The organism is uncultured Sulfitobacter sp. (genome assembly GCF_947497275.1).
In the GTDB taxonomy this organism is placed as follows: Bacteria; Pseudomonadota; Alphaproteobacteria; order Rhodobacterales; family Rhodobacteraceae; genus Sulfitobacter.
The window spans coordinates 56,725-68,995 of sequence record NZ_CANMFS010000004.1; the positions used below are offsets into that span (position 1 = coordinate 56,725).

The 12,271-nt window shown below is 60.0% G+C and carries 12 protein-coding genes and 1 pseudogene; 10 read left to right on the plus strand and 3 right to left on the minus strand.

The annotated features are described in order from the left end of the window. Positions 1 to 46 precede the first annotated feature (46 nt). The 6 genes from rbfA (at position 47) to rpsO (ending at position 4,386) form a co-directional block, all read left to right on the plus strand. Positions 47 to 460, plus strand: a complete 414-nt coding sequence (gene rbfA / locus Q1A06_RS09615; RefSeq protein ID WP_299562255.1) for a 30S ribosome-binding factor RbfA — start codon at positions 47 to 49, stop codon at positions 458 to 460. Beyond that, positions 457 to 1,200 (plus strand): phosphodiester glycosidase family protein, encoded by a 744-nt coding sequence (locus Q1A06_RS09620; RefSeq protein ID WP_299562258.1) that lies wholly within the window; start codon positions 457 to 459, stop codon positions 1,198 to 1,200. The genes rbfA and Q1A06_RS09620 overlap by 4 nt, the downstream gene beginning before the upstream one ends. Before the next feature lie 88 nt (positions 1,201 to 1,288). Further along, positions 1,289 to 2,200 carry a tRNA pseudouridine(55) synthase TruB gene (gene truB / locus Q1A06_RS09625; protein WP_299562261.1) on the plus strand — a complete coding sequence of 304 codons (912 nt, stop codon included), beginning with the start codon at positions 1,289 to 1,291 and terminating at the stop codon, positions 2,198 to 2,200. Between the two features lie 50 nt (positions 2,201 to 2,250). Beyond that, the gene (locus Q1A06_RS09630) at positions 2,251 to 2,775 is read left to right on the plus strand and encodes a DUF1643 domain-containing protein (RefSeq protein WP_299562264.1); all 525 of its coding nucleotides are present in this window, start codon (positions 2,251 to 2,253) and stop codon (positions 2,773 to 2,775) included. A gap of 96 nt (positions 2,776 to 2,871) precedes the next feature. Beyond that, positions 2,872 to 3,936: a calcium-binding protein gene (locus tag Q1A06_RS09635; RefSeq protein ID WP_299562267.1), complete on the plus strand. Its 1,065-nt coding sequence runs from the start codon at positions 2,872 to 2,874 to the stop codon at positions 3,934 to 3,936. Between the two features lie 180 nt (positions 3,937 to 4,116). Continuing rightward, entirely contained in the window at positions 4,117 to 4,386 is a 270-nt protein-coding gene (rpsO, locus tag Q1A06_RS09640) for a 30S ribosomal protein S15 (RefSeq protein ID WP_299562270.1), read from the plus strand. A 60-nt stretch (positions 4,387 to 4,446) separates the two neighbouring features. On the opposite strand, the gene Q1A06_RS09645 is transcribed toward rpsO, so the two are convergent. Further along, positions 4,447 to 5,844 (minus strand): amidase family protein, encoded by a 1,398-nt coding sequence (locus Q1A06_RS09645; protein WP_299562273.1) that lies wholly within the window; start codon positions 5,842 to 5,844, stop codon positions 4,447 to 4,449. A 222-nt stretch (positions 5,845 to 6,066) separates the two neighbouring features. On the opposite strand from Q1A06_RS09645, the pseudogene Q1A06_RS09650 reads away from it, so the two are divergent. Further along, positions 6,067 to 6,545 (plus strand): annotated as a pseudogene (locus tag Q1A06_RS09650) (serine/threonine protein kinase); the annotation flags it as partial. A gap of 73 nt (positions 6,546 to 6,618) precedes the next feature. Here the strand turns inward: Q1A06_RS09650 and Q1A06_RS09655 are convergent. Beyond that, positions 6,619 to 6,804, minus strand: a complete 186-nt coding sequence (locus Q1A06_RS09655; protein WP_299563321.1) for a hypothetical protein — start codon at positions 6,802 to 6,804, stop codon at positions 6,619 to 6,621. A 269-nt stretch (positions 6,805 to 7,073) separates the two neighbouring features. Between Q1A06_RS09655 and pnp the strand changes: the two genes are divergently transcribed. Further along, on the plus strand, positions 7,074 to 9,206 hold the full coding sequence (pnp, locus tag Q1A06_RS09660; protein WP_299563268.1) for a polyribonucleotide nucleotidyltransferase: 2,133 nt from the start codon (positions 7,074 to 7,076) through the stop codon (positions 9,204 to 9,206). Positions 9,207 to 9,372: 166 nt separating this feature from the next. Then, complete coding sequence (locus Q1A06_RS09665; protein ID WP_299562276.1) at positions 9,373 to 9,933, plus strand: L,D-transpeptidase; 561 nt, start codon at positions 9,373 to 9,375, stop codon at positions 9,931 to 9,933. 116 nt (positions 9,934 to 10,049) lie between these two features. Here Q1A06_RS09665 and Q1A06_RS09670 read toward each other — a convergent pair whose 3' ends face one another. Next, positions 10,050 to 10,703, minus strand: a complete 654-nt coding sequence (locus Q1A06_RS09670) for a peroxiredoxin (protein WP_299562278.1) — start codon at positions 10,701 to 10,703, stop codon at positions 10,050 to 10,052. 125 nt (positions 10,704 to 10,828) lie between these two features. On the opposite strand from Q1A06_RS09670, the gene Q1A06_RS09675 reads away from it, so the two are divergent. Continuing rightward, complete coding sequence (locus Q1A06_RS09675) at positions 10,829 to 12,256, plus strand: aldehyde dehydrogenase family protein (RefSeq protein WP_299562281.1); 1,428 nt, start codon at positions 10,829 to 10,831, stop codon at positions 12,254 to 12,256. Positions 12,257 to 12,271 lie beyond the last annotated feature (15 nt).

A 12,271-nucleotide genomic window follows, 5' to 3' on the forward strand; every position in this document is an offset into this window, starting at 1 on the left:
CGCCGGACCGCTTGGCAAAGGGGATGAGAGCCCTTAGATGAGCCCTATGGCAAAGAACAAATTTCATGATGGCTCCGGCCCGTCGCAAAGACAGCTTCGCGTAGGCGAAACAATCCGGCGCGCGTTAAGCGAAGTGCTCGCGCGCGGGGATGTGCACGACCCGGAACTGAACCGCATGTCGATCACCGTAGGCGAGGTGCGCACATCACCCGACCTCAAGATCGCGACGGCTTACGTACTTCCGCTTGGCGGCAAGGGGCAGGAAGACGTCATAAACCTTCTCAGCCGCAACAAGGCGGAACTGCGCCGTCTGACCGCAAAGAAGCTGACGCTCAAATTCTCTCCCGATCTGCGTTTTCAGCTGGACAGGACTTTTGATCAGATGGACGAAACCCGCCGCATGTTGGCCCAGGACGTGGTGCGGCGTGATGCCCAAGCGCCCGATGATGACGACACATGATCGCCCGCGCGCTTCTCGGCGGGTTACTGGCATTCGCGCCCCTGCCTGCGGCGGCGACAAGCTGCCGGACGGAAACCGTAGAAGGCGCGCCCTACACCATCTGCGAAGTGGACCTGTCGCAGGAAACACTGCATCTGTTCCTTAATGATCGCTCCGATACGCCCTATGGGTATTTCAGCGGGCTGGATGCCGCGCTGCAGGCCGGGGGCGCGCGCCTCGGCTTTGCGATGAACGCAGGCATGTACCACGAAGACCGCACCCCGGTTGGGCTTTTCCTCGAAAACGGCATCGAGCGACAGTCGGTGATCACCGCCCCGGGGCCGGGCAATTTCGGCCTGCTCCCGAACGGTGTCCTGTGCCTGCGGGACGGTCGCGCCGACGTGATCGAGACGCTGCGGTTCGTGCAAGAGGCGCCTGCATGTAACAGCGCGACGCAATCCGGTCCAATGCTGGTGATCGACGGGGCGCTGCATCCACGGTTTCTCGAAAATTCCAACTCGCGGTATATTCGCAATGGTGTCGGCACCAGCGACGACGGGAAAATCGCGACGTTCGTGATCTCCGATGCGCCGGTCAATTTCCACACCTTCGGACGGGTGTTTCGCGACCACCTTGGCCTGCGCAATGCGCTCTACTTTGACGGAAACGTCTCGCGATTGCGGGCGCCGGATCTGGGCCGCGACGATACCGGTTTCGCGCCGCTGGGACCGATCATCGGCGTTGTCGAACCCGCAGACTAGCGAGCGGCCCCCGGAAACAGCTTTGCACCGTGCCCCACACTCTGTAGAGAGCGCGCGCAGGCATTCACTCTCTGATCAAGGACGGCACATGGCACGCAAACGCAAAGGGCGCGACATTTCTGGTTGGATCGTGATCGATAAACCCGCGGGCCCCACTTCAACCACCGTTGTGAACAAGGTGCGCTGGGCCTTTGACGCCAAAAAGGCGGGCCACGCCGGAACGCTCGACCCGGACGCGACCGGTGTTCTGGCCATCGCGCTGGGCGAGGCCACAAAAACGGTGCCCTACATCACCGATGCGCTGAAGGCCTATGAATTCACCGTTCGTTTGGGTGCAGCCACCAATACCGACGATGCCGAGGGCGAGATCATCGCGACATCGGACAGCCGCCCGACGGATGAAGAGATCAAAGAGGCACTGCAGCGTTTCATCGGCGACATCAAACAGGTGCCGCCGCAATTCTCTGCCGTGAAAATCGACGGCGAGCGTGCCTACAAGCGGGCGCGCGACGGCGAGGAGATGGAGATCGCCGCGCGCCCTCTTTTTGTCGAGAGCCTTTTGCTGCTGGACCGGCCGGATGCAGATCACGTCACGCTTGAGATGGTGTGCGGCAAGGGTGGTTATGTCCGGTCCATCGCGCGCGATCTGGGCGACGCGCTGGGCTGCAAGGGACATGTACGCGACCTTCGCCGCACCTGGTCCGGGCCCTTCGAGATCGAGAACGCGCTAACGCTTCAGCAGATCGAGGACATGGCCAAAAGCCCGGATCTCGACGCGCATTTGGGACCGCTTGAATTGGGGCTTCAGGATCTTCCCGAAGTCACCGCGAGCGCAGACGGGGCGGTGCGTATGCGCAACGGCAATCCCGGTATGGTCTTCGTTAAAGACGTGGAATACGGTGACGAATGCTGGGCTTCTTACGAAGGCCGCGCCGTCGCCGTTGGTCGGTATAAATCGGGCGAACTGCATCCGTCCCGGGTGTTCAACACCGCAGACTGACAGCGGGGTGACGATTGCGCTGCCTACCTCGCTGTGCGAGCAACACCGCCATGATCATCCGAAGCCACACAAAGGGCGATGCACCCTCGACGGCGGTTTATTCACCGTGCGAGAGGTTTCGCTATAGCCTCACGCGCGTCTGGCACCCCGAGAGCCGCCGCGTCGCGTTCATCATGCTGAATCCGTCCACCGCGACCGAGATACAGAACGATCCCACGATCGAGCGATGTGAACAACGCGCCCGTAGATTGGGGTACGGGGGCTTCGAGGCCGTAAACATCTTTGCCCTGCGCGCTACCAATCCGCGCGATATGCGCGCGGCGACCGACCCGGAAGGCCGCGACAACCGGCGGTATCTGGTGCAGGCCGCGACACGGGCGGACACGGTGATTGCAGCATGGGGCGTCCACGGTGCCCACCGCGATCACGGTCCGCGCATGGCCGCGTGGCTGCACGGACATGGTCATCTGCTCCACCATCTTGGCCTGACCAAACATGGCCATCCACGCCACCCCCTGTACCTGCCCTATTCCGCGCAACCGGTCCGTTGGACCGATCCGCTGCAGATCACCTGACATTAACCTTACCTACGTTAGTCTTTTGACGATTCGGGGCAAATCTGTGCCTATGGTTCCGAGGCGTTTCGTCTCGCTTCAGTGGAAAATGAAACTATGTTGTGGCTAGCGGGATTGATGGGTTTGATGGCGGTCGGCACGGTCGCGTTTGTCGAGCCGGAAGGCGAGGAAGAGCTGGAAGACGTGCCTCAGGATCCACCCGAACTGGGCCCCGACGGCATGCTCCACGACCATGCTCATGCGGTAGAGGCACCACCCTTCACCGAAGAAGAGGCACCGGACCCGCGCGGCGGCGATGATGCCGCCGATCTTCCTCCTTTCGTGCCGGACGAAGCAAACCGCGTGGTCGAACAGCAGGGCAGTGCCGGTGACGACCTGCTGCAAGGTGCAGCCGGCAGCGACTGGATCGGTGGCGCCGAGGGGGCGGATACGCTGCGTGGCGGCGATGGCGACGATGCCTTGCGCGGCGGCGATGGCGGCGACGCGCTTGAAGGCGGTACCGGCAATGACCGGCTTGACGGCGAAGACGGGCAGGACACGCTGCACGGCGGCGATCAGGCCGATGAGATTTTCGGGCACAACGACAACGACAGACTGTGGGGGGACGCCGGCAACGATACCCTTCAGGGATCCGCTGGCAATGATATGTTGCAGGACGGGGATGGCGACGATGCCCTGCACGGCGGCCTTGATGACGACACGCTCGATGGCGGGTCCGGGGCGGATACCCTGTTTGGCGGCTGGGGCGATGACGTGCTGACCGGCCTGATGCCCGCGCAGATCGACGGTCGGATGGTCGACACCGACACGGCGGATTATCTGAATGGCGGTGGCGGGGATGACAGTATTCTTGCAGGATCGGGTGATATCGTGACCGCCGGCAGCGGAGCCGACCAGATCGTCCTCGGGGAATGGCTGGTCGAGGGCGACGACGCGCAGATCCTTGATTACACGCCCGGCTACGACAGTCTTGTCCTGATCTGGGACGACGGTGACAGTGATGTACCCGATGTGCAGATCGCGGACGACCCCGAGGTCGAGGGGCGCACGATCATCATGATGAACGGCGCGGTGGTTGCATCGGTGAACGGAACGGATCTGCAGCCGGGCGACATCGCACTTGTCCCGCTCAGTTCCGCGGTGACGCTGGGCTTTGCATAGCGTTATCTGTATTTACGCTGATCCAAATCACGTTGCGACGTCAATAAGCCTTTGCCAACGCCGCCGATCTTTCCTATACGCCCCCATCTGCCGCGACTCGCGCGGGAGTTACTCCACGGGCCTGTGCTGGACGACATCCCGGCCTGTGCCATTACACCAACTTTTTAGAAGGAGACCCCGATGTCGATCACAACAGAAGAAAAATCCCGCCTGATCAAGGAATTCGGCGCAAAAGACGGCGACACCGGTTCGCCAGAAGTGCAGGTTGCCGTTCTCAGCTCCCGCATCGCCACTTTGACCGAGCATTTCAAGACACATAAGAAAGACAACCACGGTCGCCGTGGTCTCTTGAAGATGGTCGCGACCCGCCGCAAATTGCTGGATTACGTAAAATCCAAGGACGAATCGCGCTATCAGGACCTGATCAAGCGTCTGGGCCTGCGCCGCTAAGCGCCAGTGCCTACTGCAAATTAAAAAGCCGCGCTTCAGAACCGAAGCGCGGCTTTTTCACTATATGGCTGGCGTTACCACTTCGATTTGCGGGCTGCGCGCTTCGATGGCCGCTGCCGCGTCCAACAGGATATCCTCACGAAAACGGGCACCGATCAGCTGCGCACCCATCGGGGTATGTCCCGCCTCGCCTTCTTCGAAACCGGTGAAGACCGACATCCCCGGCAGCCCCATCAGCGGCAGGCCCACCTGGGTCAGCTGCGCTTCCATCACCCGCGGGAAATCATCGAGATCCAGCAAGTCGGGAAAGGGCGGTTCCGCCGACACGGGGCAAATCAGCACGGGCCGGTCCGCGAGGAAACGCTGCCATTCGCGCTGGAATCCCAGCCGCGCCTGCAGCGCGTCCAACACTTCTCCGAGATCGGGCAGCGGCGTCAATTTGCGCATCTCAGAAAGTACATGCGCGGCGTCCGGGTCAGCCTCACGGGCGAAAGCCTCGGCAGCACCGTGCGTCATTTCTGCCAGCCACAGCTGCGCTTGACGGCGTGCAGGTTCGCGGAACGGCGGGCATGGTATTTCATCCACTGTCCAGCCCCCGTCCGTCAGTGCATCCGCCGCGTGACGCAGTGCCCGTTCCACCAGCGGGTGCGTGTTCAGGCCTTCGGGTGCCACACACAGCGACGCGCGGCGCGGATAATCGGGGCCTGAAAACGCAACAGGTGCGTGCCACGGATCACGCTGGTCCGGCTGCGCCATTGCTGCAAGCGAAAGCCGCAGATCAGCGACCGACCGGGCGTGTGGACCGGACACGGCCATAAGCTGCGCACCGATATGGCGGTCCGGCGCCGACGGGTTCCACGCCGCGACACGGCCCAACGTCGGCCTGATCCCCTGTAATCCGCAGGCATAGGCCGGATAGCGAATGGACCCGCCGATGTCGGTGCCATGCCCTACAGCCCCGATGCCAGCCGCAGTCGCCGCTGCGGCACCTCCCGACGAGCCACCGGGCGTGATGTTCGGATTATGGGGGTTTCGCGTGTGCCCGTGGAGCGAATTGCGCGTAAACCAACGCAGCGAAAACGCAGGCGTGTTTGTCCGTCCGATGATGATCGCACCGGCGCGGCGCAGGTTGGCCACAACTGGATTGTCCTCGGTCGCGACAAGATCCTTCTGGATGCGCAGGCCATTCGTCGTTGCAAATCCTTGCTGATCGACGTTTTCCTTCGTCGTGACCGGAACACCCGCCAGCGGTCCGGGGTCTTCTCCTTTCGCGATGGCGTCATCTACTGCATCGGCGGCCCGCAGCGCGGCCGCGTCGTCGCGCGCCACGACCGCGTTGATTGCGGGATTAACCGCATCCATTCGGTCAAGCGCGGCCTGCGTCACGTCGCGCGCACTTACCTCTCCGTTGCGGATCAATTCGACCGTTTGTGTCGCTGTGCGTGCCCAAAGCTCCATCTTCAATTCTCCCTTCGCTTTCCTGCCAGCGTTGCACAGCACCCGCAGCACAGCAATTGCCCGATCCGGTAATCTCCTGTGCGATGTGTAGAATACCCCTAACCGTTCACATTACCATACTCTGGCAAAGCGAGACCGCAGATGACGAAGACGATTGTGAACAGCTGGAACGAATGCGATCCCCTGAGACATGTAATTGTGGGTCGTGCCTCATGCGCTTGCGATCTGGTTGTGCAGCACGGCTTTACGACCAACCTGAAGAGCTTCGAGTGGTTGCACCGCCGTTTCCTGGATCACCGGGTACACATCGTCAACTTTCCCGGTGATCCTCATCCTATTTACATCGACGCGACGTTCATGCCGCTGCGTCCGGGTCTGATCCTCAACAATCTGCAACGGCGCCTGCCGAAAGACCAGCGTAAGATGTTCGAACAGAATGACTGGCAGATCGTCGATGTGGCGCACCCGACCCACGATACACCGCCCCCACCCTGTGCTATTCCTCGACATGGCCGTCGATGAACGTGCCGGTGCTGGGCCCGGAAACGGTCTGCGTCGAAAAATCAGAGGTGTATCAAGTCAAGCAGATGGACAAGCTGGGCATGGACGTCGTCGAAGTGAAACTACGCGACGCCTTCGGCGGTGGGTTGCACTTCTTCACGGCAGATCTTTACCGCGCCGGCGGACGTGTTGACTATTACGCCAACTGCCATGATTTGCCGGGTGGTGTAATACCGCGCTGGCAGGCGCAGCCGTTAATCCGACTATTTCGCCTCAGACCGGCACGTTGTCGAACAGGTCGTCGTCGTCATTCTCCACGGCGTCCCACTGGTGCGGCGCGCTGCGGCTGGCGGGTGCGTCCCGCTCCGACAACGAACGCGTGATCCGGCCGATCCTCTCGCACAGCGCCTGACGCTCATGCGGTCCGGCAGATGCTGCGAGCCTGTGAAGTTTGTTCATCTGTTGCGCGAGTTCTCGATGTTCCAAAAGTATACCCCCCGTTAGTACCTGTTCCGAAGGATAACACAGTTTCGATTCTTCGCGACATGGTTGTAAATGAAGCGTTCGGATCGGCGATTTGCCGCCCTTCCCATCACACTGGATCTGATGTATGGGCCAAGGATCTGAAAGCCGGCGCCCGGACCTCAGCGCCGACAAAAAGAAGATACCGGGGTCAGAGGGAATACGCCCTCTATGCAAAGGCCAATGGGCCAACACAGGAAACGATGATGTTTAACGAAGTGAAGAAATCTATCCAGTGGGGCGAAGAGACCCTTACGCTGGAAACTGGTAAAGTGGCCCGTCAGGCCGACGGCTCGGTGATTGCCACCTACGGCGAAACCTCCGTCATGGCCAACGTCACATTCGCACGCCAGCAGAAGCCCGGTCAGGACTTCTTTCCACTGACCGTGCACTACAACGAGAAATATTATGCCGCCGGCAAAATCCCCGGTGGCTTTTTCAAGCGCGAAGCGCGTCCCACTGAGAAAGAGACGCTGACAAGCCGCTTGATCGACCGCCCGATCCGCCCGCTGTTCGTCCCCGGCTTCAAGAACGAAGTGCTGGTGATGTGTACGGTTCTGTCCCACGATCTGGTCAACGATCCCGATATGGTCGCGATGATTGCCGCCTCGGCTGCGCTGACAATTTCCGGGGCACCGTTCATGGGCCCCATCGCCGCGTGCCGCGTCGGTTTCGAGGATGGCGATTATATCCTGAACCCGACAGTGGACGACATGCAGGACCTGCGCCTGAACCCCGAACAGCGCCTCGATCTGGTTGTCGCTGGCACCAAGGACGCCGTGATGATGGTCGAATCCGAAGCCTACGAGCTGTCGGAAGAGGAAATGCTGGGCGCGGTGAAATATGCCCACGAGCAGATCCAGCCGGTCATCGACCTGATCATTGATCTGGCCGAAGACGCCGCGAAAGAGCCGTTCGACTTCCAGCCCGTCGATTATTCCGATCTCTACGAGGCCGTGAAAGCCGCCGGTGAGGACGAAATGCGCAAGGCATTCGCGATTGCCGACAAGCAAGAACGCACGGCAGCCGTTTCTGCCGCGCGCGAGACGATCAAAGGCAAGCTGAGCGAAGAGCAGCTGGGCGACGGCAACCTTGGTTCGGCCATGAAAAAGCTCGAGGCGTCGATCCTGCGCGGTGATGTCGTCAAGACAGGCAAGCGTATTGACGGTCGCAAGACTGACGAGATTCGCGATATCGTCAGCCAGACGGGCATCCTTCCACGCACACACGGCTCCGCCCTGTTCACGCGCGGCGAGACGCAAGGCCTGGTCGTGACCACGCTGGGCACCGGCGATGACGAACAGTTCATCGACGCGCTGCACGGCAACTTCAAATCCAACTTCCTGCTGCACTACAACTTCCCGCCCTACTCGGTCGGCGAAGTTGGTCGCGTGGGCCCTCCGGGCCGTCGCGAGATCGGTCACGGCAAGCTGGCATGGCGTGCGTTGCAAGCGGTTCTGCCTGCCTCGACGGATTTCCCCTATACCATCCGCGTCGTGTCCGAGATTACGGAATCGAACGGCTCGTCCTCGATGGCATCGGTCTGCGGTGGCTCCCTGTCGATGATGGACGCGGGCGTTCCGCTGAAATCGGCCGTGGCCGGTGTGGCGATGGGTCTGATCCTCGAAGACGATGGATCCTACGCGATCCTGTCGGACATCCTGGGTGACGAAGACCACCTCGGCGACATGGACTTCAAGGTCGCGGGCACTGAAGCGGGTATCACGAGCTTGCAGATGGATATCAAGATCGCAGGCATTACGCCCGAGATCATGGAAAAAGCGTTGGCGCAGGCCAAGGCGGGTCGTCTGCATATTCTTGGCGAGATGGGCAAAGCCATCTCAGGTGCAGCTGAATTTTCCGTACACGCCCCGCGCATCGAAACGATGCAGATCCCGACGGACAAAATCCGTGAGGTCATCGGTTCGGGCGGCAAGGTCATCCGCGAGATTGTGGAAGTGTCAGGAGCGAAAGTCGACATCAACGACGAAGGCATCATCAAGATCGCAAGCCCGAACGGCGACGCGATCAAGAAGGCGTACGACATGATCCACTCCATCGTAGCGGAACCTGAAGAAGGCGCTGTCTACACCGGGACCGTGGTGAAAATCGTCGATTTCGGTGCGTTCGTGAACTTCTTTGGCAAGCGCGACGGCCTGGTACACGTTTCCCAGATCGAGAACCGGCGCCTGAACCATCCTTCGGACGTTCTGAAGGAGGGTCAGGAAGTGAAAGTGAAGCTGCTGGGCTTTGATGATCGCGGTAAGGTGCGCCTGTCGATGAAAGTCGTCGATCAGGAGACCGGCGAAGAAATCAAGAAGGAAGAAGCCGAAGAGTAACCCTTCGACATCTTGAAACGGTTGGGCCCCCGCGGAAACGCGGGGGCCTTTTTCGTGTTCTATGCATTGCCGTTCGCGCCGCATCCGGAAAACGGACTCACAGTTATGCAACTTTTTCGGTAGTTTAGACGTTGATCCAAGAATCGCTACATCCGGAGACACTGCCATGTCGTTACTCGACCGCCGAAGCCTGATGATTTCAGGCGCCGCAGCATTTTTCGCTGGCCCCGCTTTCGCGGCAAGTCAGCCATATCAGGTCCCAGAAAGGTTCCGCCCGCGTATTGTCGACATCAGGGCCTCTTTTCAACCCAACGAAATTCATGTCGATCCGGGCCAGTTCGCACTTTACTGGACACTTCCGGACAACAAGGCCATTCGATATGCCGTTGGGATCGGTTCTGAGGGTCGGTATCAGTCGGGAACTTTCCGGGTCCGGCGCAAGGCAGAATGGCCCAGCTGGACACCGACCAAGGCGATGATCCGCCGCGAACCAAACCTGTATGCGCAACATGCGAATGGGATGGCGGGTGGAGGACGCAATCCTCTCGGAGCGCGCGCGCTTTATCTGTATTCCGGCAACCGCGACAGCCTGCTGCGGATTCACGGAACGCCCAATCCGCAAAGCGTCGGTACTCGGGTATCAAATGGATGTGTGCGCATGGTAAACGAACATGTCGTCGACCTTTACAACCGCGTACCGAACGGCACACGGGTCGTCCTGCATTAATAACACTCTACAAGGCCGCTACCGGGATCCAATGGTTCAAAGCGGCGAAGGTTAAAAGCCGGCGCTGCTGTAGGCAGGGCCGGCTTTCGTTTTGCATAGACCACGGAATTGCGCGGTCAGTCTGGGAGCTGCGCCGTGCGCAAGTACGGCAATACAGTTTTATAATCGCCGAATTTCGACTTGGCATCCGCATCGGAAACGGAGGTCGGAATAATGACGTCATCACCGACGTTCCAGTTCGCAGGCGTCGCCACACCCTTTCCGTTCGCTGTCTGCAATCCGTCAAGCGCGCGCAGCACCTCGGCAAAGTTGCGCCCTACGTTCATCGGGTAGACCATCGAAAGCTTGAGCTGCTTGTCCGGTCCTATGATGAAAACGGCACGCACCGTAGCGGAATCGTTCGGGGTGCGGCCGTCGGGCAGGTACGCCTCGGCCGGCAGCATATCGAAGGCTTTGGACACCTTGAGATCCTCATCGGCGATGATTGGAAACCCCGCCTTTGCATTGGCGACGCTTTCGATGTCGTTCTTCCACTTCTTGTGCTCTTCGGCACTGTCGACGGAAATACCCATAACCTTGGTTCCGCGCTTTTCCCACTCATCCGAAAGCTGTGCGACGGCGCCGAATTCGGTCGTGCAGACGGGGGTAAAGTCTTTCGGATGCGAGAACAGGATAGCCCAGCTATCACCGATCCAGTCATGCAGGCTCAACTCGCCCTGATCGGTGTTGACGGTCAGATCAGGGATCGTATCGTTAATTCGCAAAGCCATTTTGGTCTCCTTCGTTGATGCAACGTCAGTTACATATACATGCATACCCCCGAATACATCCCCCACCTTGCGGCAGCCACGGCACAATGACAAAGTGACGCAAATCTCAAACAAGGAGCATCACCATGCTGGAGAAACGAGAGTTCTATATCAACGGTGAATGGGTCGCGCCCGCCACCGCAAATGATTTTGCCGTGATCGACCCGTCCACCGAAGAGCAGTGTGCGGTGATCTCGCTGGGGGGGCAAGCGGATACAGATGCCGCCGTCGCCGCAGCGCGCGCCGCGTTCGACGATTGGTCGCAGACTCCGAAAGAAGAGCGCGCCGCGCTGATCCGCAAACTTGCCGAGATCTACGAGGCCCGCAAAGAGGAAATGGCGCAGGCGATGTCCATGGAAATGGGTGCGCCGATCAACCTGAGCCGCTCTTCGCAGGTCGGTGCGGGCAGCTGGCATATCCAGGGCTTTCTTAAAACATTCGAGGATTTCTCGTTCGAACGTGATTTCACCGCGACAGAGAAAACACTTCTTGAGCCCATTGGTGTCTGTGCCCTGATCACGCCGTGGAACTGGCCTATGAACCAGATCATGCTCAAGGCGATCCCTGCAATGGCCACGGGCTGTACGATGGTTCTGAAACCCTCCGAAATCGCGCCCCTGTCCGGTTTGCTTTTCGCGGAATTCGTGCATGAGGCAGGTTTTCCAAAAGGCGTTTTCAACCTTGTGAACGGCGACGGATCGGGCGTCGGCAGTCAGTTGAGCGCGCATCCCGATGTGGATATGGTCAGCTTTACCGGCTCGACCCGTGCGGGTATTGCGATCTCCAAGGCGGCGGCGGATACGCTCAAGCGGGTCAGCCTCGAATTGGGCGGCAAGGGTGCGAACATCATCTTTGAAGACGCCGACGAGAAAGCAGCCAAGCGCGGCGCGATGCATTGCTTCAACAACTCCGGACAATCGTGCAACGCACCCACCCGGATGCTGGTACACAAGTCGCGCTATGACGATGCTGTGGCGACAGCAACCGAAGTGGCCGAAAACACCCGTGTCGGACCCGCCTCCGATGACGGTCGCCACATCGGCCCCGTCGTGTCCGAAGCGCAGTTCGACAAAATCCAGGGCCTGATCGAAAAAGGCATGGAAGAGGCGCGGATGACCGCAGGTGGCCTTGGCCGCCCGGACGGGTTGAACCGCGGCTATTTCGTCAAACCGACGGTTTTCGCAGACGTGACAAACGACATGGCGATCGCACAGACCGAGGTGTTTGGTCCGGTCCTGTCGATCATCCCCTTCGACACCGAAGAAGAAGCCATCGCGATTGCGAACGACACGCCTTACGGCCTGACCAATTACGTCCAGACCCAAGACGATGAAAAACGCCGCCGCGTGGCACGGCGGTTGCGCTCGGGCATGGTAGAAACCAACGGCAAAGGGTTTGCACAAGGCTCGCCATTCGGAGGCTACAAGCAGTCGGGTAATGGCCGCGAGGGCGGTGTCTATGGGCTGGAAGAGTTCCTCGAAGTCAAAGCCGTGTCCGGTTGGGCTGCCGAATAACTTTGCTAACGGTGC